This window comes from Roseibium sp. (genome assembly GCF_039982295.1).
Classification (GTDB): Bacteria; Pseudomonadota; Alphaproteobacteria; order Rhizobiales; family Stappiaceae; genus Roseibium.
The window spans coordinates 12,870-32,042 of the sequence record NZ_JBDWYP010000067.1; the positions used below are offsets into that span (position 1 = coordinate 12,870).

General features: G+C 59.2%; 19 protein-coding genes. 9 read left to right on the forward strand and 10 right to left on the reverse strand.

Annotation, left to right across the window (positions count from 1 at the left end; all coding sequences use genetic code 11):
* Window positions 1–80 precede the first annotated feature (80 nt).
* The 5 genes from ABJZ52_RS14785 to ABJZ52_RS14805 are packed head-to-tail and all read left to right on the forward strand — an operon-like array spanning window position 81 to window position 4,672.
* Window positions 81–851 carry an ABC transporter ATP-binding protein gene (locus ABJZ52_RS14785; RefSeq protein ID WP_348189036.1) on the forward strand — a complete coding sequence of 257 codons (771 nt, stop codon included), beginning with the start codon at window positions 81–83 and terminating at the stop codon, window positions 849–851.
* Window positions 848–1,555 (forward strand): ABC transporter ATP-binding protein, encoded by a 708-nt coding sequence (locus ABJZ52_RS14790; RefSeq protein WP_348189038.1) that lies wholly within the window; start codon window positions 848–850, stop codon window positions 1,553–1,555. The genes ABJZ52_RS14785 and ABJZ52_RS14790 overlap by 4 nt, the downstream gene beginning before the upstream one ends.
* A 19-nt stretch (window positions 1,556–1,574) precedes the next feature.
* A complete protein-coding gene (locus ABJZ52_RS14795) occupies window positions 1,575–2,447 on the forward strand; it encodes a branched-chain amino acid ABC transporter permease (RefSeq protein ID WP_348189040.1) in 873 nt (290 codons plus the stop codon).
* 15 nt (window positions 2,448–2,462) lie between these two features.
* A complete protein-coding gene (locus ABJZ52_RS14800) occupies window positions 2,463–3,422 on the forward strand; it encodes a branched-chain amino acid ABC transporter permease (protein WP_348189042.1) in 960 nt (319 codons plus the stop codon).
* A gap of 47 nt (window positions 3,423–3,469) precedes the next feature.
* Entirely contained in the window at window positions 3,470–4,672 is a 1,203-nt protein-coding gene (locus ABJZ52_RS14805) for an ABC transporter substrate-binding protein (protein ID WP_348189044.1), read from the forward strand.
* An 84-nt stretch (window positions 4,673–4,756) separates the two neighbouring features.
* Here ABJZ52_RS14805 and ABJZ52_RS14810 read toward each other — a convergent pair whose 3' ends face one another.
* The 9 genes from ABJZ52_RS14810 to betI all read right to left on the reverse strand — a co-directional run bounded on the left by ABJZ52_RS14810 (window position 4,757) and on the right by betI (window position 13,977).
* Entirely contained in the window at window positions 4,757–4,894 is a 138-nt protein-coding gene (locus ABJZ52_RS14810; protein ID WP_348189046.1) for a hypothetical protein, read from the reverse strand.
* Window positions 4,895–4,910: 16 nt separating this feature from the next.
* The gene (locus ABJZ52_RS14815; protein ID WP_348189048.1) at window positions 4,911–5,111 is read right to left on the reverse strand and encodes a hemin uptake protein HemP; all 201 of its coding nucleotides are present in this window, start codon (window positions 5,109–5,111) and stop codon (window positions 4,911–4,913) included.
* A gap of 416 nt (window positions 5,112–5,527) precedes the next feature.
* Complete coding sequence (rirA, locus tag ABJZ52_RS14820; RefSeq protein WP_348189050.1) at window positions 5,528–5,992, reverse strand: iron-responsive transcriptional regulator RirA; 465 nt, start codon at window positions 5,990–5,992, stop codon at window positions 5,528–5,530.
* 113 nt (window positions 5,993–6,105) lie between these two features.
* Window positions 6,106–7,716 (reverse strand): glycoside hydrolase family 43 protein, encoded by a 1,611-nt coding sequence (locus tag ABJZ52_RS14825; RefSeq protein WP_348189052.1) that lies wholly within the window; start codon window positions 7,714–7,716, stop codon window positions 6,106–6,108.
* An 85-nt stretch (window positions 7,717–7,801) separates the two neighbouring features.
* Window positions 7,802–8,839 (reverse strand): LacI family DNA-binding transcriptional regulator, encoded by a 1,038-nt coding sequence (locus ABJZ52_RS14830; RefSeq protein WP_348189054.1) that lies wholly within the window; start codon window positions 8,837–8,839, stop codon window positions 7,802–7,804.
* 91 nt (window positions 8,840–8,930) lie between these two features.
* Window positions 8,931–10,109 carry an NAD(P)/FAD-dependent oxidoreductase gene (locus ABJZ52_RS14835; RefSeq protein WP_348189056.1) on the reverse strand — a complete coding sequence of 393 codons (1,179 nt, stop codon included), beginning with the start codon at window positions 10,107–10,109 and terminating at the stop codon, window positions 8,931–8,933.
* A 60-nt stretch (window positions 10,110–10,169) separates the two neighbouring features.
* Window positions 10,170–11,633 (reverse strand): betaine-aldehyde dehydrogenase, encoded by a 1,464-nt coding sequence (gene betB, locus ABJZ52_RS14840; protein ID WP_348189058.1) that lies wholly within the window; start codon window positions 11,631–11,633, stop codon window positions 10,170–10,172.
* A 59-nt stretch (window positions 11,634–11,692) separates the two neighbouring features.
* Window positions 11,693–13,351 (reverse strand): choline dehydrogenase, encoded by a 1,659-nt coding sequence (gene betA / locus ABJZ52_RS14845; protein ID WP_348189060.1) that lies wholly within the window; start codon window positions 13,349–13,351, stop codon window positions 11,693–11,695.
* The gene (gene betI / locus ABJZ52_RS14850) at window positions 13,348–13,977 is read right to left on the reverse strand and encodes a transcriptional regulator BetI (RefSeq protein ID WP_348189062.1); all 630 of its coding nucleotides are present in this window, start codon (window positions 13,975–13,977) and stop codon (window positions 13,348–13,350) included. The genes betA and betI overlap by 4 nt, the downstream gene beginning before the upstream one ends.
* Window positions 13,978–14,180: 203 nt before the next feature.
* Between betI and ABJZ52_RS14855 the strand changes: the two genes are divergently transcribed.
* The 3 genes from ABJZ52_RS14855 (at window position 14,181) to choV (ending at window position 17,092) form a co-directional block, all read left to right on the forward strand.
* On the forward strand, window positions 14,181–15,125 hold the full coding sequence (locus tag ABJZ52_RS14855; RefSeq protein WP_348189064.1) for a choline ABC transporter substrate-binding protein: 945 nt from the start codon (window positions 14,181–14,183) through the stop codon (window positions 15,123–15,125).
* Between the two features lie 75 nt (window positions 15,126–15,200).
* Window positions 15,201–16,046 carry a choline ABC transporter permease subunit gene (gene choW, locus ABJZ52_RS14860; protein ID WP_348189066.1) on the forward strand — a complete coding sequence of 282 codons (846 nt, stop codon included), beginning with the start codon at window positions 15,201–15,203 and terminating at the stop codon, window positions 16,044–16,046.
* Window positions 16,046–17,092 carry a choline ABC transporter ATP-binding protein gene (choV, locus tag ABJZ52_RS14865; protein WP_348189068.1) on the forward strand — a complete coding sequence of 349 codons (1,047 nt, stop codon included), beginning with the start codon at window positions 16,046–16,048 and terminating at the stop codon, window positions 17,090–17,092. The genes choW and choV overlap by 1 nt, the downstream gene beginning before the upstream one ends.
* Window positions 17,093–17,249: 157 nt before the next feature.
* On the opposite strand, the gene ABJZ52_RS14870 is transcribed toward choV, so the two are convergent.
* Complete coding sequence (locus tag ABJZ52_RS14870) at window positions 17,250–17,861, reverse strand: GNAT family N-acetyltransferase (protein WP_348189070.1); 612 nt, start codon at window positions 17,859–17,861, stop codon at window positions 17,250–17,252.
* A gap of 734 nt (window positions 17,862–18,595) precedes the next feature.
* On the opposite strand from ABJZ52_RS14870, the gene ABJZ52_RS14875 reads away from it, so the two are divergent.
* Complete coding sequence (locus tag ABJZ52_RS14875) at window positions 18,596–19,048, forward strand: ATP-binding protein (protein WP_348189072.1); 453 nt, start codon at window positions 18,596–18,598, stop codon at window positions 19,046–19,048.
* Window positions 19,049–19,173: the final 125 nt, after the last annotated feature.

A 19,173-nucleotide genomic window follows, 5' to 3' on the forward strand; every position in this document is an offset into this window, starting at 1 on the left:
AGGCTGGCGGTTGCCGGCCTTGGGGCAAAAACAAGATCGCCGCATCCGGAAACGGAGAACGTCGGCGACGAGGAGCCTAAATGCTGGAACTGGACCAGCTCGTGATGGACTTCAGCGGCTTCAGGGCCGTGAATGGATGTTCCTTTCGGGTCGATGAGGGCAGTATCACTGCGCTGATCGGGCCAAATGGCGCGGGCAAGACGACGCTCTTTAATCTGATCGCAGGCGCTCTCGTGCCGACCAGTGGCACGATCCGCTTTCTGGGGGAGGATGTCACCGGCCTGTCCAGCGATGCGCTGTTTCACAAGGGACTGGTCAGAACCTTCCAAATTCCTCACGAGTTTCACCGTTTGACGGCGCTCGAGAACCTGATGATGGTGCCTCCTGCCCAGATCGGTGAGGGCTTGTTCGCCAACTGGTTATCCTGGGGCAAGGTCAGGGCAAGCGAGACCGAGGTCGAGCAAAAGGCCTATGACACCCTTGAGTTCCTGGAACTGACCCATGTGGCGCATCAGCGCGCGGGCAATCTGTCCGGCGGTCAGAAGAAGCTCCTGGAACTCGGCCGCACGATGATGACCGACGCAAAACTGGTTTTGCTTGATGAACCGGCAGCCGGGGTCAACAGGACGCTCCTCAGAAAGCTTGAGGAGAAGATCCAGATCCTCAACAAGGAGCGTGGCTACACGTTCATCCTGATTGAGCACGACATGGAAATGATTGAGAAGCTCTGCGATCCGGTCATCTGCATGGCGGAAGGTGCGGTGTTGATCCAGGGCGACTTCCAGACGGTGCGGTCCGACGTGCGCGTTCTTGGGGCCTATCTCGGCGAGACTGCGGGAGAGGAGGCATGAGCGCGCTTCTGACGCTGGATGCCGTGACGGGCGGATACGGCGATGCGAATATCCTTCAAGAGGTGTCCATGCATGTGGACCCGGAGGAAATCGTCGTCATCGTCGGGCCGAACGGTGCGGGTAAATCCACTGCCATGAAGGCTGTTTTCGGGCTCTTGAATGTACGCGGTGGATCAATTGTCTTCGATGGCGACAACATTACCAAGTGGGCGCCGAACCGAATTGTTCAGCGCGGCATCTGCTATGTACCGCAGGTCGACAATATCTTCCGGGAGATGTCGATCCATGAAAACCTGGAAATGGGTGCCTTTTTGAAAAAGGGAGACCTTTCCGCTGCCTATGACCGCGTTTATGAGCTGTTCCCGGATCTGAAGGAACGCAGAAAAACGCTGGCCGGCAGTTTGTCGGGCGGACAGCGCCAGATGGTGGCCATGGGCAGGGCGTTGATGCTGGACCCCAAGCTTTTGCTTCTCGATGAGCCGACTGCTGGTCTGTCACCGCGCTACATGGAGCAGATCTTTCAGATTTGCCGGGATGTGCGCAGCACGGGTGTCGCGATCTTGCTGGTCGAACAGCACGCCAAACAGGCGCTGGCCTTCGCCGATCGCGGCTATGTCCTCGCATCCGGCCAGAACCGGCATGAGGGCACAGGCGCAGATCTCCTTGCCGACCGCGAGGTCGCCGAGATGTTCCTCGGTGGATGAGGGCGGGTAAGGATTAGATATGGGTTTTCTTGAGCTTATCAATTTCTACGTCATTCCCGGCGTTGTCCTTGGGTCGATCTACGCGCTGGGCGCGGTCGGCATCACGCTGGTTTTCGCGATCTTGCGATACGCCCATCTGGCCCACGGTGATCTGGCCACGCTGGGCGCATTTCTGGCTCTGGCGGTTGTCACTGCGCTTGGTCTGCCGCCTCTGGTGGCGCTGCCGGTCGCGATGATCGGGACCGCCGCCGTTGCGGTCGGCATCGACAAGGCCTTCTACGAGCATCTGCGGGAACGGCCCAAAATCGTCACGGTGATGGCTTCTCTGGGCATTGCTCTGATGGTTCGGTCTGTCGTCCAGGTTGTCTGGGGCGTTGACAGCGAAAGCTATGTCCGCGGGATCGTCCGTCCTGAGAACTATTTCGGTCTCAGGATCAAGGACCGCGAGATCTACACGCTTGTCTTCATGATCGGCCTCGTTGGCGTGCTTCAGCTCTTCCTGGCAAAATCCAAGTGGGGCAAGGCCATGCGGGCCATGTCCGACAACCCGAACCTGGCGCTTTTGTCGGGGATCGACAACAAGAAGGTGGTCATGCTCACCTGGATCATTGCAGGCGGCCTTTGTGCGGCTGCGGGTGTGTTCCTGGGCATCAATACCGAGCTCAAGTCCATGATGGGGTGGCACATGTTGCTGCCGATGTTTGCCGCGGCGATCCTGGGCGGGGTCGGCCGTGTCGAAGGCGCTGTGCTCGGCGGCCTGATTGTGGGCATTGCCGAGGAACTATCGGTTCTGGTTTTGCCGAGCGAGTACAAGGCGGCCATGGCCTTCGTGATATTGCTGTTCATGTTGCTGGTGCGCCCGACGGGGCTGCTGCGCGGCAAAGTGCTCTGAGGGGAGGGGAGAGACATGGAACTCATCGGTCTTGCCAACTACGCCCTTTTCATGGGCATCTTCATCGGGATCTACGCGCTGCTCGCTCTGGGGCTTAACATCCAGTGGGGTTTTGCCGGTCTCTTCAATGCCGGGATTGCAGGCTTTTTTGCCGTTGGCGCCTATACCTCGGCGATCCTGACAAGCCCGGCGGCTGATGGCCGTCTGGGCGGTTTTGAGCTGCCGTTCTTTGTCGGCTGGTTCGGCGCGATGGTGGCTGCAGCCCTGATTGCCTGGCCGATCGGGAAGATCTGCCTGCGTTTCCGTTCCGACTATCTGGCCATCGCCACCATTGGCGTCGCCGAGATCATCCGTCTGGTCATCAAGTCGGAAGAGGTTTTGACCAACGGAGCGCGCGGAATCACGAACATACCGCGGCCATTTGGTGATCTGCCCTATGTGCAGTCCCAGCTGGCCTACCTGGCCATTGTCGTAGCGGTTCTGATCGTGGCCTACCTTATGGTTCAACGCCAGTTCAACGCGCCCTGGGGCCGTATGATGCGCGCCATTCGCGACAATGAACTTGCGGCGCGTGCCATGGGCAAAAACGTCGAGTACCGCCGGCTGGAGGCATTCATCTTCGGTGCGGCTCTCATGGGCCTTGGCGGTGCGTTGTTCGCCCACTTCAATCGTTCAATCACACCAGAGGCCATTGATCCCATGGTCGCGACCTTCCTCGTCTGGATCATGCTGATCCTTGGCGGATCGGGAAACAACAAGGGCGCGATCCTCGGAGCTGCGGTGGTCTGGATCATTTGGTCGGTTTCAGAGATTGCAACTGATCAACTTCCGCATGAATATGCGGTCAAGGCGAAATACATCCGTCTGTTCCTGATTGGTCTGATGCTGCAGCTGGTTCTGCGGTTTCGCCCGGAGGGAATTTTGCCAGAGCCGCTGCGCGGCGACACGCGAGCGGATGACGGCGCCGTCAAATAAGGGGAATTGCCAGGCAAATGCCTGGTCCTACGTGGAGGTAAGTACCAATGAAGTCGAAGTTCATCGCAATCGCAGGCGGTCTTCTGGCCGCGACAGCCCTGGCTGGTGCTCCTGCCAAGGCAGACGTCAAGATTGGCCTGATCGGCGGCGTTTCCGGCCCGATCGCGGCAATGGCACCGTCCATGGTCTCGGCAGCTCAGCTTGCTTTCCAGCAGGTCAACGAGCAGGGCGGTATTCTCGACGGCGAGAAGCTTGTTGGCGTGGTTGGCGACAGTGCCTGTAACCCGCAGGGCGGCACGGACGCAGCCACCAAGGCGGTCAACATCGAAGGCGTCTCCGCCATCGTCGGCCCGCATTGCTCCGGCGCTGTTCTGGCTGCAGCCGGTTCGGTCACCATCCCGGCCGGTATCACCGTTGTGACCCCGTCGGGCACGTCCCCGGAAATCACCGGCCTTGACGACAAGGACACGGTCTTCCGCACGGTGCCGTCCGATGATTATCAGGGCCGTGCACTTGCTCGCACGCTCAAGGAGAAGGGCTACGACAAGGTCGCTGTTGCCTACATCAACAATGACTACGGCACCGGTCTGGCCAATGCTTTCAAAGCCGAGTTTGAAGCGCAGGGCGGCGAAATCGCGGGCTTTGCAGCTCATGAAGACGGCAAGGCGTCCTACCGTTCCAACCTCGCGGAACTGTCTTCCGGCGGTGCCGACACGCTGGTCATCTTCGACTACGGCGATGGCACCGGCCTGACCATCCTGCGTCAGGCACTCGAAAATGGCTTCTTCGAAAAGTTCGTTGGCGGCGATGGCATGAAGTCAGACGCCCCGATCAATGAACTGGGCGCAGAAAACCTGGCGACCTTTGTCGCGTCGTCTCCGGTTGGTGAAAAGTCCGATTCCCTGGACATCTTTAACGACGCCTACAAGGCGGCTGGTGGCGATCCTGATGCGATCTTTGTGACCACATCCTACGACGCTGCCTTCTTGCTGGCTCTCGCCGTGGAAAAAGCTGGCGGGGACAAGGCGGGCGTTTCCGCAGCACTTCGCGAGATCTCCAATGGTGAAGGCGAAGCGATCCTGCCGGGCGAGTGGGAAAAGGCCAAGAAGCTGATCGCAGCAGGAACGGCCATCGACTACAAGGGCGCTGCAGGCGATCATAACTTTGATGCCGCTGGAGACGTTCCAGGCACCTACGCCCTGTTCGAAGTTGGCGCTGACGGCTTCGAAGTCATGGTTGAAATGAAGTAAGCTGCCCTGGCAGTATTCTTGACACATGCGGCGGCGGTCCTGGGTGGGGCCGCCGTTTTGCATTCAGTGCAGCCTCGTGAAGGGTCAGCCTGCGCCAGCCATCACGGGAAAGGCAAAGGCATAGCCACTGGCAAGGCTGAGGGCCAAGGCAACTGCCAGACCGGGGATGTGCCGGGCTGTAATGACCATTCGGGAGTGAAGGCGGATCGGGAGATGTCTCATGGCGCGCGCCTTCAAGTCATTTGGTCAGAATGAGTTTGCCAAGTTTGGTGATGGTCAGCCTGTAGGTTTCCGAGTTGTGCTGGATTTTCAGCTCACGGGCACCTTTGAACAGGGTTTTTGTGTCGAGTTGCTGCTCCCGGCGTTCTCCCGAGGGGGAGGGAACCTTCTGCGGAGCTGCGATGGTAAGCTTGTCGCGGCGGATCTTCGAAGTGTGCATTGATACGGCCCGTGATTACAGTAGTTTAGAGGCGTTATAAACTTGAGTGATTGGCTCAAGAAAATTACTTGACACAAATACTCAAGTTTAAGTATCAAGGCAATGCCTGATCTGCAGCGGTTCGGAAATCGCGTCCTCTGAATCTCTGCGTTGGGTAGCTGAAGAGCTAGAATGTCCGGCAAGCCAACCGCCCTCTCCTCTCCCTCAGCGGTGAGCCAGCCAGATATTCCTCTCTTCGCGCATCAATGGAGGTTGATGCACAAGTCGCGGGGACATTCCCTGCGCAAGAAACAAAAAACCCGCCAGTTGGCGGGTTTTTTTATGCGCATATGTCAATCTGATTCTGTTCGTCGTTAAAGGGCTGAGGCGCCTGACAGGCCTCGGCCGCTTTGAAGTGCCGAACAAGTTCGCGATAATCAGCTTGCGGCAGCGACTTTCTGGTCGATTTCGTCGATCTTGAGCAGATTTCTCAAATTCGGGCGGTCTTCGGAAAGATCGGCAATTGTTTTTGTGTCGAGCACGTCCATGAAGGCTTCCAGCGCTTCGTGAAGAATGCCGTTGAAACCGCAGGAGGTGATCAAAGGGCAGTCCTTGCGGCCTGAGTCGAAGCACTCGGCCAGGAGAAAGCTCTCCTCCGCGGCGCGGACAACTTCGCCGACCGTCATGGTCTCGGGCTCGCGGGCCAGCATCACGCCGCCATTGCGTCCGCGGATGGTGCGGATCAGGTTGGCGTCGACGAGGACCTTCATGATCTTGAACAGATGAGTTTCGGACATGTCGAAGCTGGCTGCAATATCGGCAACCTTGCTCGGACGCTCTGGGTTCGCTGCACAGTACATCAGTGCACGAACCGCATAATTGGTTTGTTGTGTCAGGCGCATGCTTATAGATATGAGGTCTAAGGTATAGGCCGTCAACGATAATAATTGAGTTTTTGCGTCTGGATTTCCGAAAGAAGCTCATGATTCCCGCATGTTGCGGCGCAAACTTACCGCTAAGGCATCCTCGTGTAAGTGAAAAAATCAAAGTCGGCCGGATGACCTGTACCGCTGCCGTCCATGGCCTGCATGCCGACAAATGCCCCGGTGAAATTGCCGTGTTCACCCTTTCCGGCCTCATCCGACAAAAGGCTGGCATCGAAAATCGGACCGATTCGGCGCCAGTCTGCTCCACCTTCCGTGTAGAAAAACCTCAAGGCGAGATCCTTTACCTCGATCTTCATGCGGACGGGGCCGTCCGTTTCGAGTGGTACGGGCGCGTCGAGGGGGAAGGAGAGATTGCCGGCAGGGTAGTCGCCTGGGCAGGCCATGATTGTCAGGCAGCGTCCGGGCGTCTCATCCTGACAAATCGCCAACTGAAAGAACTGATAACGTCCATAGTAGGCGATCAGTCCCGCGGTCTGTTGTGAGGTCTTCGGCTGGAAGTCTACCGATGTTTCGGCAACATAGTTGAAGTCCGTCTGCCGCCTTGCCACCAGGGCCTGCTCGAAATAACTGCCGATGGATTCGCGTCCGAACAGGCGCAGATGCCCAGGCCGTTCGCTTAGGGAAAACAGACGTTCGGGACGAGGCGAGCGCAGCCATTGGAACGCCATCGGCAGATCCGGTTCGTCGAAGTCGTGCCGGTCGGGCTCCGGCTCGAACGGATGCGGAGGCAGGTTGGGCGCTGCGACAGTCTCCTGAGGTCGAAGGTTTTCGCCTGACAGCCGCAACCAGCCATCTTCGCCCCACTCGCACTTCTGGATCGAGGTCTCCCGTCCCATGGGGCAGCGGCTGAGACCTGGAACAGGCCGACCCATCAGGTGAACCAGGTAGGTCTCTCCATCCTGGGTTTCGACAAGGTCGCCATGGCCTGCGCGCTGGAGCGGTGCGTCGGGAAAGGTCAGGGAAGAGACAACATGCTTGTCCGGATGGACCTCATAGGGGCCGGTGAGCCGCTTGGAACGCGCGAGCGTGACCGCATGCCGGTAGCCGGTGCCGCCTTCCGCGGTCAAAAGGTAATACCAGCCGTCCCGCTTGTAGAGATGCGGTCCCTCGACCAGCCCGCGGTCCGTGCCCTTGAAGATGTTCTTGATCGGGCCGACGAGTTTGCCTGCCTGCGGGTCGAATTCCTGCAGCAGGATCCCGGCAAAGGGTGTCGGCTCCTTGCGGTGATCCCAGATCATGTTCACGAACCACTTGCGACCATCGTCGTCGTGAAAGAGCGAAGGGTCGAAGCCGGAGGAGTTCGCATAGACCGGATCCGACCATGGTCCCGCAATGTCAGGCGCTGTGACAATGTAATTGTGGGCGTCCTTGAAGCTGCCTGCGTTGCGCTTCACGTCCGTGTAGACAAGCCAGAACTGTCCATCCGCATGGGTCAAACAGGGAGCCCAGATACCGCAACTGTCCGGGTTGCCGCGCATGTCCAACTGGCTTTCGCGGGACAAGGGACGGGTCACGAGCCGCCAGTGCACCAGATCCCGTGAATGGTGGATCTGGACACCGGGATACCACTCGAAGGTCGAGGTCGCGATGTAGTAATCGTCACCAGCGCGGCAGATCGAAGGGTCTGGATTAAACCCGGAAAGAACCGGATTCTGAATCGCCTGAGGTGCGTTACTCATTTGTGGTCTCCTCCCGGCGAGGGTCGGCCCTCCCAAGCCGGATTCCCCTCGTCATGATGCATCTTCTGGGTGTGTTGATGGAACCCTAGGCCAAATCCGGCAGGTTGTCTTTCAGGAAAATGTCGATGCCGATGCGCTCCTGGCCCTCAACGATCGGCGCACCATCACAAAGCGCCTTGAGCACTCGAATGGCACTGCGTATTTCGTGACCGGGATCCTGGGCGATCAGGGCATCCATGGTGCCCGAGATCAGGGCTTCGCGGGTGTAAGGCGTCAGTTCATGGCCGATGAAGGTAAGTTGCGAACCGCGGTCGTCCTTTTCCAGTGCTGCGATCACGCCGCGGTTGCCGGCGCCAATGTTGTAGAGCGCTGAAAGGTCGGGATGGTCTTCAAGCAGCTTTCCGACGATGTCCCGGGTGCGCGTATTGTCATCGCGTCCTTCGCGCACCTTGAGCGTTTCAAGATGCGGGAACTCCGACGACAGCACTTCCTTGAGGCCGGCATATCGGTCTGCATGATCGCGCAGCCCCAGGGAGCCGGCTATCAGGCCGATCTTGGCCGGCTGGCGAGGCAGAAAACGGCCAAGCAGCCGACCCGCGACGCGGCCCGCGGCGAGGTTGTCGATGCCGACGAAATGCGGGCGGCTGGAGGCCGGGTGATCCGAGACCAGGGTCACAACATGAACGCCGCGGTCCTGCAGGCGGTCGATGGCCGCGCGTACCTCGGGAAAGGAGGGTGCCACGACGGCAACGCCATCACAGACCGACTTGTCCAGGATCGCCAGTGTCCCCGTTACTCTGTGGCCGTCAAAGGCGTCGATGGGCTCGATGTGAACGCTGACCCGTTCCCGTTCCAGGGTCGCGGCATGGGCGACGGCCTCGCGGGTGAGGTCTTCCATGAAGGCATTGGGGCCGTTTGGAATGAGGAAGTGCAGACGGTAATTACGCTTCTTGGCGAGATTGGCCGCAAAGACGTCAGGCGTGTAGTTCAGCGTGCGAACCGCATTCTGAACCTTTTCGATTGTCGCTGCACGAACTCCCGGCCGGTTGTTCAGAACCCGGTCGACCGTCGCCAGGCTGACGCCTGCCTTTTCGGCCACATGATGAATTGTTACCCGCTGCATGCGCTCTCCCATCCGGCCCCCAGTATAGCGTGGGATGAGGAGCGTGCATCAAATTATGTTGCAGGGCAGCGAAAGGCCGCAATGAACTTGGCTAGACCGCCTGACCGCAGGCATGCCCCGACGACCAGGCCCATTGAAAATTGAAGCCACCCAGATGCCCCGTCACGTCGACAACTTCGCCGATGAAATAGAGCCCAGGCACCTTGCTCGCTTCGAAGGTTTTTGAGGACAGCTCCTTGGTGCTGACGCCGCCGAGTGTCACCTCGGCCGTGCGGTAGCCCTCGGTGCCCACGGGCGTCAGCTGCCAGCGGTTGATCGCCTCGCCAGCCCGGCGGAGGACCTTGTCGGAGAGATCGGCCAACCGTCCCTTCAATCCAAACTCCTTGGACAATTCATCCGCGAGGCGGTTCGGCAGGAGTTGACCAAGAACGGTCTTCAGATCCTGCTTGGGGCTTTCCGTACGTGCGGTCCGGAAGGCGTCGAACGCATCCCGTGTTGGAGACAGGTCGACGGTGATCGGCTTGCCTTCTTGCCAGTACGATGAAATCTGCAAGATCGAGGGGCCGGACAGACCGCGATGAGTGAACAACAGTCCCTCTCGAAATGACGTCTTGCCGAAAGAAACCAGAGCGTCGACCGAAACGCCGGCAAGCCGCTTGCAAAGTTCCTTGTTGGCGTCCGAGAAGGTCAGCGGCACAAGCGCCGCGCGGGGTGGAACAATCTCCAGTCCGAACTGTCGGGCAACATCATAGCCAAAGCCGCTCGCGCCCATCTTCGGAATGGAAGGGCCGCCGGTCGCGATCACGACAGCCTTTGAGTGGACCAGCTCATGACTGGTCTTGACCTGAAAGCCGCTGTCGGTTTTCGCCACTGAAGAAACCGATGTTTCCAGCTGGAGCTTGCCTCCTGCTTTGGACAACTCATTGAGCAGCATGTCGATGATGTTCTGGGCACTGTCATCGCAAAAGAGCTGGCCGAGCGTTTTCTCGTGCCAGGAAATGCGGTGGCGCTCCACCATCTGCAGGAAGTCCTGCTGGGTATAGCGTTTCAGGGCAGACACGCAAAAGCGGGGGTTCTGGGACAGGTAGTTGGCTGGCGTGCAATGGAGGTTGGTAAAATTGCAGCGGCCACCGCCGGAGATGCGGATTTTCTCCGCGGCTTTGCGGGCGTGGTCAACCACAAGCACTCGCCGTCCGCGTTTGGCCGCTTCAATGGCGCACATCAACCCGGCAGCACCGGCACCAACAATCAGAACATCAAGATCACGCATGGGCGACGCTTATAAACGACAAGGCCGCCCGTGCGAGCTTTTTATAGGACGGGCAGGGGATCAGAATGCTGCTTCGACGTCGCCCATCTCCACGTAAACGCTTTTGACCTGGCTGTAGTACTCGATCGCCGCGTGACCGTTTTCGCGGCCGATGCCCGATTTCTTGTAGCCACCAAAAGGCATTTCAATCGGCGTCAGATTGTAGGTGTTGATCCAGCATGTGCCGGCTTCAAGCTGGTCGATGACCCGATGGGCGCGCTGGATGTCCTTGGTGAAGACGCCGGCGGCAAGACCGAACTCCGTGTCATTGGCGCGCGCAATGACATCATCCTCGTCGTCAAAGTCCAGAACGCACATAACCGGTCCAAAGATCTCTTCACGGGCAATGCGCATGCTGTCCTTGACGTCTGCAAAGGCCGTTGGTTGAACGAAGAAACCATCCGGCAGAGCAGCCACGTCGGCACTGCCACCACCGCAGACAAGCCGCGCGCCTTCCTGCTTTCCGATCTCCATGTAACCCAGCACCTTGTCGAGCTGCGGTTTTGAGACAAGCGGGCCGATGCTCGTTGCTTCATCCATCGGGTCGCCGAGCACGGCATTGGCGGTGCGCTCTGCAAGCCGGTCCAGGAACTTGTCCTTGATCGCCGTGTGTACGAAGACGCGTGTTCCGTTCGAACAGATCTGGCCGGTGGAATAGAAGTTGGCGTTGATCGCTGCAGAGACGGCATTGTCGACGTCGGCATCGTCAAAGACGATCAGGGGTGACTTTCCACCCAGTTCCAGCGTCGCCTTCTTCAGATGCTCACCCGCAAGCGAGGCAACCTTCGAACCCGTCGGCACGGACCCCGTCAGAGAGACCTTGGCGACCTGCGGATGGGCAATGAGCTGGGCACCAACCTCGCCAAAGCCCTGGATCACGTTGAAGACGCCGTCGGGCAGACCGGCTTCCGTCAGGATCTCGGCAAACTGCAGGGCGCTGAGAGGGGTCACTTCGGACGGTTTGAACACCATCGCGTTGCCACAGACGAGGGCAGGGGCCGCCTTCCAGCAGGCGATCTGGATCGGGTAGTTCCAGGCGCCGATGCCGACACAGACACCCAGAGGTTCGCGCTTGGTAAAGGCGAAAGAGCCGCCGAGATCGATGTGCTCGCCCGTCAGCGTTGCGGCCAGCCCACCATAGTATTCGAGGCAGTCGGCGCCCGAGGCGGCATCGGCCACAAGCGTTTCCTGCAAGGGCTTGCCCGTGTCGAGTGTTTCCAGTTCGGACAGCGCGCGGTTGCGTTCGCGAAGGATGTCTGCCGCCTTGCGCAGAACGCGGCCGCGCTCGGCGGGCGGTGTGGCCGCCCAGATCTTCTGACCTTCAACGGCTGCGGCAACCGCAGCCTCGACGGTCTTCGCATCGGCGCTGTTCAACGAGGCGATTGCCTCGCCGGTCGCCGGGTAGATGGACGGGAACGGATGTCCCTCCGGGCTCTCCACATAGCGGCCGCCGATATAGTGTGAGGCTTTGGGTTGCGCGCGCATCGTGTGTCTTTCGCTCTGACGTCGTCTGTAGGAAGCCGGAACATGCACTCCGGCCATCATTATCTCTGGCTCGTTTCCCATTCGGGATGGATCCATGGCTGCTGGTTCGACGCAGGAAGAGCGTCCTTGCCCAAGAGGTGGTCTGCGGCCTTCTCACCGACCAGGATCGACGGTGCGTTGAGATTCCCGTTTGTGATTTGCGGAAAAATCGAACTGTCCGCAACTCTCAGACCTTCCACGCCTATGACCCGGCAGTGCGGGTCTACCACAGCCATGGTGTCGTCGGCAGCGCCCATGCGGCAAGTGCCGCTCGGATGATAGGCGCTCTCAACGTGCTCACGAATGAAATCGTTCAACTCGTCATCACTCTGGACCGCATCGCCGGGCTGGATTTCCTTGCCACGATAGGGGGCGAATGCTTCCTGGCCGAAGATTTCTCGTGTCAGGCGGATAGCGGTTCTGAAGTCCGCCCAGTCGTCTTCGTGGGACATGTAGTTGAAGAGGATCGACGGCTTGGCTCTGGGATCGGCAGAGGTCAGAGACACCCTGCCGCGCGATTTCGAGCGCATCGGCCCAACGTGAGCCTGGAAGCCATGGCCTTCCGCCGCCGCCTTGCCGTCATATCGGACTGCGAAGGGCAGGAAGTGATACTGGATGTCCGGATATTTGATGCCGGCCTTTGAACGGATGAAGGCTGATGCCTCGAAGTGGTTGGAGGCGCCGAGGCCTTTGCCCTGAAGCAGCCATTGCAGACCGATCATGGCCTTGGAGAATATGTTCCAGTGCTTGTAGAGCGTGATCGGCTGGATGCAGGCCTGCTGGATATAGAGTTCCAGATGATCCTGAAGGTTCGCCCCGACGCCCGGTCGGTCTGCAATGACCTCGATACCGTGTTCCGCCAGATGGCTGGCTGCACCGATGCCTGACTGCATCAGGATCTTGGGAGAGTTGATGGAAGAGGCGGCCAGAACGACTTCGCGTCGGGCCTTGGCGGTCATAATTTCGCCGCCGGTCTCGAACTCGACACCAATCGCACGCTTGCCGTCGAAGAGCACCCGTCGCACCAAAGCGCCTTTGATGAGTTCGACGTTGCCGCGCTTCAGCGCGGGTCTGAGGTAGGCATTGGCGGCTGACCAGCGTCGCCCCTTGTGGACGGTCATTTCCATGTCGGAAAAACCTTCCTGCCGCTCTCCGTTGTAATCCGGGGTCACACCATAGCCGGCCTGTTCGCCGGCAGACTTGAACGCGTCATAGAGCGGATTCCACTTGGTCCCGCGCGTGACATGCAAGGGCCCCGAAGTGCCGCGCCAGCCGGCCTGGCCACCATGGCTGGTTTCAAGGCGCTGATAGTAGGGCAGGACATGGTGATAGCCCCAGCCTGCGGCGCCCATTTCTTCCCAAGTGTCGAAGTCGCACGCGTGACCGCGCACATAGACCATGCCGTTGATTGACGAAGAGCCGCCGAGCACTTTGCCGCGCGGGGTGGCAAGGCGGCGGCCTCCAAGGTGCGGTTCCGGCTCGCTTTCATAGCCCCAGTCGTAACGGGACATGTTCATCGGATAGGACAGGGCGGCCGGCATCTGGATGAACGGGCCAGCGTCCGTGCCGCCGAACTCGAGCACGAGAACCCGTACATCGGGATTTTCAGACAGGCGATAAGCCAGCGCGCAGCCAGCCGATCCTGCGCCGACGATGATGAAGTCGAACTCTGGGGTCATTGCAGGGCATTCACTTTTGTGACTTTGCGCAGGGCGCTCATGTCATGGTGGTACTTGATCTGTGTTTCGACATAAGCCTCGACCATGCCGATGGCCCAGGCGGCATCGCTCGGGCCGTCGCGCAGGGCCTGCCGGATCCAGACGCCGTCGATCATGGAGGCGGTGCCTTCGGCAACCTGCCTTGCATCTTCCCGCGGCATGAAGTGACGCAGGTTGTAGGTCAGGTTCGAGGTCAGGCGACCGGAATAGATTTGCAGCAGCCGCTTGTTGCTCTGGGTGGTGCGCGACTGGGCATAGAAGGCAAGCCAGGCGGCAATCACGGCCTCGCGAAACTGTCCCGGTGCGAAGTTGCCGTCGATGATCGCGGAGATCCGCTCGCGCGGATTGCGCGCGCCCGACAGCCGCTCGCGGATGCCGTCTCCCAGATCCTTGAGAAGATGCCGCATGGTCGCTGCCAGAAGCTGGTCCTTGCTGCCGAAATAATGCAGTGCAAGGCCACTTGAGACACCGGCACGCTTGGCGATCTGAGCCACAGTTACGTCTGAAAAGCCGTTCTCATGGATCGCGTCGACCGTGGCTGCGATCAGCGTTCTGCGGCGCTCAGCTTCCATTCCGATCTTCGGCATCTGCATCTCCAGTTCTTTTTCTTATTATTTTTAATTGAACGTTCAATCAATGAAAACTTGCAAAGATGAACGCATAATGTTTCTTTTGGTCGCATAGGGATTTTTCAGTAGGTGTCATCGAGCGACAATTCAGCCGCAGAACTGTTGTGTCGTGCCGGGTGCCTGCTAATCATGTCGCGAAGTCAATAACGGAGGACGTTTCCATGAACCTTTTTGCCAAGCTCGCCGGCGGTGTTGCGCTGTCTGTCCTGATGGCAGGCGCAGCTGCAGCTGCCGAACCCGACAGCTGCAAGACGGTCCGCTTCTCGGATGTCGGTTGGACAGACATCACGGCCACCACTGCCGCCACAACCACTGTGCTTGAGGCGCTGGGCTACGAGACCGAAACCAAGATCCTGTCCGTTCCGGTGACTTACGCGTCGCTGAAGAACAAGGACATCGACGTGTTTCTCGGCAACTGGATGCCTACCATGGAGGGCGACATTGCCGCTTACCGTGAAGACGGGTCCGTGGAGACGGTCCGGACCAATCTGGAAGGCGCGAAATACACGCTCGCCGTGCCGAAATACACCTACGACAAGGGCCTCAAGAGCTTTGCCGACATCGCCAAGTTCAAGGACGAACTCGACGGCAAGATCTACGGCATTGAAGCTGGCAATGACGGCAACCGCCTGATCATCGACATGATCGACGCCAACGCTTTCGGCCTCGACGGTTTTGAAGTCGTGGAATCTTCCGAGCAGGGCATGCTGGCCCAGGTCGCCCGCTCCGAAAAGCGTGACCAGGACGTGGTCTTCCTCGGCTGGGAGCCGCATCCGATGAACGCGAACTTCGAGATGGCCTATCTCGATGGTGGTGATGATTTCTTCGGCCCGAACTACGGTGGTGCCACCGTGCACACCAATGTCCGCGCCGGTTATGTTGCCGAATGCCCGAACGTCGGCAAGCTCTTGGAGAACCTTGAGTTCTCGCTGGCCATGGAAAACGAGATCATGGGCGCGATCCTCAACGACGGCGAAGAGCCGACGGATGCGGCCAAGGCCTGGCTCAAGACCCATCCGGCCACCTTCGAAGGCTGGCTGAAAGGCGTCAAGACCGTTGATGGAGGCGACTCCTTCGCAGCCGTCAAGGGCGCGCTGGGTCTCTAATCACCAACAACATGTTGCGCCGGGGCCCGTCCCCGGCGCAACTGTATCAGGACCAAGCTAAAACGGGGGCTGAATTTGGACTGGCTGACTGACAACAAGATCCCGATCGGGAAGTTCGCCAAGACGCTGGTCGACTGGCTGACCGACAACGCCTATTGGCTGTTCGACGGCATTTCCCTTGCTCTCGAAACCATGATCGATGGCATTCTCTGGATCCTGCTGGCGCCGCACCCCCTGGTCGTTGTGGCCGTTGTCGCCGCTCTTGCCTACGCCGTCCGCCGGTCCCTCTCCTTTCCTGTATTCGTCGCCGTCAGCCTGCTCTTCATCATCAACCAGGGCTACTGGGAAGAGACGATGGAAACGCTGGCCCTGGTCGTGGCCGCCACCTTCGTCTGCGTGGTCATTGGTGTGCCCGTCGGCGTTGCGGCAGCGCACCGCCCCAAGCTTTATCTCTTCATGCGCCCGATCCTCGACATGATGCAGACGATCCCGACCTTCGTCTATCTGATCCCGGCGCTGATCCTCTTCGGTCTCGGCATGGTGCCGGGTCTTGTGGCAACAGTTATTTTCGCCGTTCCCGCGCCGATCCGACTGACCCAGCTTGGCGTGTCCTCGACACCGACCCATCTGCTGGAAGCCGGTCATGCCTTTGGCGCCACCAAGTCCCAGATCCTGTGGAAGATCGAGCTGCCCTATGCCCTGCCGCAGATCATGGCGGGTCTGACCCAGACCATCATGCTGTCCCTGTCGATGGTGGTGATCGCCGGCATGGTCGGCGCGCCGGGTCTTGGCACCGAGATTGTCCGGGCCCTGGGCCGGGCGGACATCGCCAAGGGCTTTGAAGTTGGCGTCGCCATCGTCTTGATCGCCATCATTCTCGACCGTTTCTTCCAGACAAACGACGGCCAGGGGGCGAAGTGATGACGCAGACCAACGTGACCCCCAAGCCGATTGTCTCTTTCAAGGACGTCGATATCGTTTTCGGCGACAATCCGGAAAGCGCGCTGCCCCTGATCGATCAGGGCAGGAGCCGCGACGAGATCCAGTCCGAAACCGGACAGATCCTCGGCGTCGCCGGTGCCACCTTCGACATCAACGAGGGCGAGGTGATCGTGCTCATGGGGCTGTCCGGCTCGGGCAAGTCCACGCTGCTACGCGCCGTCAATGGCCTCAACCCGGTGATCCGGGGCTCTGTCGAGGTGGACGACGGCGACATGATGTGCAATCCGGAAAGCTGTACGCCCGACGAACTGCGTCAGCTGCGCCGCTCGCGCATTGCCATGGTGTTCCAGCAATTTGCCCTGCTGCCCTGGCGCACGGTGACAGAGAACGTCGGCTTTGGCCTGGAGCTCTCCGGCGTCACGCCCAGGGAACGACGCGACCGGGTCAACGACCAGCTCAAGCTCGTAGGCCTAGATGGCTGGGGCGAGAAATACGTTCATGAACTGTCCGGCGGCATGCAGCAGCGCGTTGGCCTGGCCCGGGCGTTTGCGACGGAAGCGCCGATCCTCTTGATGGACGAGCCGTTCTCCGCGCTCGATCCGCTCATTCGCGACCGGCTTCAGGACGAATTGCTCGACCTGCAAAAGAGCCTCAACCGCACCATCATCTTCGTCAGTCACGATCTCGACGAGGCCGCCAAGATCGGCTCAAGGATCGCCATCATGGAAGGCGGCCGCGTGATCCAGCTCGGCACACCGCAGCAGATCGTGCGCAAGCCGGCAACACCCTATGTGGCGGATTTCGTCGGTCACATGAACCCGCTCAACGTCCTGCGCGCCCGCGATGTCATGGTGGAGCTCAACGGTACGGTACCGCCCGCCGGCGCGCCCTCCTGCGCCCCCGGAACGCCCCTGCGCGAGGTCATCCGCATGAAACAGGAAGCTTCCGGCCCGGTCCTTGTCGCCGACGGCAACGCCCCTGTCGGCCTGATCTCCGAGGCCGAACTCTTGGGCTGCCTGGTCTGACAATCTGACGTGCGGCGGGCCGGGAACACAAACGCCCACCTCTCACCCACGCCGGTCATCCCCGCCTTGTGCGGGGATCCAGTCCACCTTGCGGCAGCGGCCAGAGGGGTGCGGGCAGCGCCGCAAAACCCGCAGCTTACCTCCCGGAAATCGTCCGCTACGTCAGCGCGATTTTGAACTCGATCGTCTCGTGTCCGCCAAGAGCTTTGTCCGCAGTATAGCGTCTGACAAACGTGCCGCCCGCCTTTTCGATGACACGTACGGACGCCGGATTGTCAGGGCTGGTCGTGATCTCAACGTGCTTCAATCCAACCGATTTTGCTTCCGGCAAAACGGCGACGAGCGCAGCAGACGCCAACCCTTCTCCTCTTCGCCAGGGCACGATCGCATACCCGATGTGGCCGGAACACGTCGGCGGCAAGTCCTCGGTCCCAGGTTTCCATCGTAAACCTATGTGGCCGCAAAACTCTCGATCCCATATCCACCTGCGGATACTCGGCAATCGAGGCACTTTCGAGCCGTCTGGCAAGGTAATGGGACCACCCTTTGCAGTCGGGTTGTCGAGATTTGACACGAACGTAGCGGCATCTTTCGATATGAACGCGACTTGCTCTTGTGCCGCTTCAGGACGCAAGTTGTCTGGAGACCAGCCTCTTTGAAGAGCCGAGACATACTCGGGGATGTGATCAATGCTTGGCGTCAGCAATTTCATCAGTTTGATCTCACCACAATGATTCTCAAAGTCCGACAGTCGTGCGCAACACCGCATCGGTCAAGTCAGGCTCGGAGCAGTCATCTACCACGACGTTGCAACACCGCAATGTGCGTGAGGCAAAACGATCACCTCCGTCATTGCAGGGCCTGACCCTGCAATCCATGCCGTGACCGGTCCATTCGGGGAGCCCATCCCTCGCGGAAACGTATCGGCATGGATCCACCAAGGTCGGAAGTGGTCGAGCCATGGGATGACGGCAGAGGGGAGGCGAGGGGTTGTCACACCCTCGGCGGTCGTCCCCGCCTCGTGCGGGGATCCAATCCACCTTGCGGCAGCGATCAGAGGGGTGCGGGTAGACTGCGAAATCCCTTATCTCCCGGACATCCTCCGCCTTGCGCCTCCTAATCGGTCGTTCGACGAGTTGAGACTGTCTTCCGAGAGCAGACACTCATTCGAAATGCAGCGAATTCACCGGATGGGCGGAGGTAGACCTTCTCTGCGGGTGAGAGTACCTTACCATCTCGCTGCGAAGGCGGACATTCGAAGAAGGTTCCAGCGTGATTGGAAACCGGGTACCATGATGTGTATGGCGGCGGATATCATGCCTAAAATTGTAAATCCGAGTTCAGACTACAAGGTGTATGCTAGGTCTCCGGCTTGGACATCAAGGTGTACGTCAAGGTTGGTATAGCGTTGTCAGGCCCGTGACTATTTCTTCCCCGTAAGAAGGTGTAAACAAGGAAAGATGTCACCCAAAGGCGATACGGACCACAGAGGCAAGTAATTGAATGCTGCGGCTCGAGAGCGAAGAAGATTTAATCATCCTGCGCGAGAACTCTTCTATCGAGTGTAAGTCCGGCGTTGGCAAAGATGGGCATGGAGAATTACCAAAGGACTTTTGGCCAACATATAGTTCCTTCGCAAATACCCACGGTGGCATCGTACTTTTGGGTCTTAAGGAGATCGGCGATAAGTTTGCGATCTTAGGGGTTCGCGATGTAGATAAGATTCGAAAGGATCTATTCAATAACCTGAATAACCGCCAGAAGGTTAGTGTAAACATTCTGGAAGACGATCACGTTACCGAGCACGTAATTAACGGCAAAGTAATTGTGAAAATAGAAATTCCGCGGGCAAGTCGTAGCCAGAGGCCCGTTTTCCTCTCTGAAAACCCGTTTGGAAGACACACGTTTAAACGACTTAACGAGGGTGACGTCGCGCTCTCAGAGCCTGACCGATAAATAATTTGAGTGATATCAGTTACTTGTGGTTCTGTCGATTTTGCGAAGAAAGACGGAGTTGCACATGTGGACCGATATCACCCGGCAGCAGCATGCCCGATCAGGGCTGCGCCTGCCAAGCGATT

Bases quoted from the DNA above. Each gene is read 5' to 3' on its own strand.
- ABJZ52_RS14785 (WP_348189036.1), top strand. From the start codon at position 81: ATGCTGGAACTGGACCAGCTCGTGATGGACTTCAGCGGCTTCAGGGCC.
- ABJZ52_RS14790 (WP_348189038.1), top strand. From the start codon at position 848: ATGAGCGCGCTTCTGACGCTGGATGCCGTGACGGGCGGATACGGCGAT.
- ABJZ52_RS14795 (WP_348189040.1), top strand. From the start codon at position 1,575: ATGGGTTTTCTTGAGCTTATCAATTTCTACGTCATTCCCGGCGTTGTC.
- ABJZ52_RS14800 (WP_348189042.1), top strand. From the start codon at position 2,463: ATGGAACTCATCGGTCTTGCCAACTACGCCCTTTTCATGGGCATCTTC.
- ABJZ52_RS14805 (WP_348189044.1), top strand. From the start codon at position 3,470: ATGAAGTCGAAGTTCATCGCAATCGCAGGCGGTCTTCTGGCCGCGACA.
- ABJZ52_RS14810 (WP_348189046.1), bottom strand. From the start codon at position 4,894: ATGAGACATCTCCCGATCCGCCTTCACTCCCGAATGGTCATTACAGCC.
- ABJZ52_RS14815 (WP_348189048.1), bottom strand. From the start codon at position 5,111: ATGCACACTTCGAAGATCCGCCGCGACAAGCTTACCATCGCAGCTCCG.
- rirA (WP_348189050.1), bottom strand. From the start codon at position 5,992: ATGCGCCTGACACAACAAACCAATTATGCGGTTCGTGCACTGATGTAC.
- ABJZ52_RS14825 (WP_348189052.1), bottom strand. From the start codon at position 7,716: ATGAGTAACGCACCTCAGGCGATTCAGAATCCGGTTCTTTCCGGGTTT.
- ABJZ52_RS14830 (WP_348189054.1), bottom strand. From the start codon at position 8,839: ATGCAGCGGGTAACAATTCATCATGTGGCCGAAAAGGCAGGCGTCAGC.
- ABJZ52_RS14835 (WP_348189056.1), bottom strand. From the start codon at position 10,109: ATGCGTGATCTTGATGTTCTGATTGTTGGTGCCGGTGCTGCCGGGTTG.
- betB (WP_348189058.1), bottom strand. From the start codon at position 11,633: ATGCGCGCGCAACCCAAAGCCTCACACTATATCGGCGGCCGCTATGTG.
- betA (WP_348189060.1), bottom strand. From the start codon at position 13,351: ATGACCCCAGAGTTCGACTTCATCATCGTCGGCGCAGGATCGGCTGGC.
- betI (WP_348189062.1), bottom strand. From the start codon at position 13,977: ATGCCGAAGATCGGAATGGAAGCTGAGCGCCGCAGAACGCTGATCGCA.
- ABJZ52_RS14855 (WP_348189064.1), top strand. From the start codon at position 14,181: ATGAACCTTTTTGCCAAGCTCGCCGGCGGTGTTGCGCTGTCTGTCCTG.
- choV (WP_348189068.1), top strand. From the start codon at position 16,046: ATGACGCAGACCAACGTGACCCCCAAGCCGATTGTCTCTTTCAAGGAC.
- ABJZ52_RS14870 (WP_348189070.1), bottom strand. From the start codon at position 17,861: ATGCGGTGTTGCGCACGACTGTCGGACTTTGAGAATCATTGTGGTGAG.
- ABJZ52_RS14875 (WP_348189072.1), top strand. From the start codon at position 18,596: ATGCTGCGGCTCGAGAGCGAAGAAGATTTAATCATCCTGCGCGAGAAC.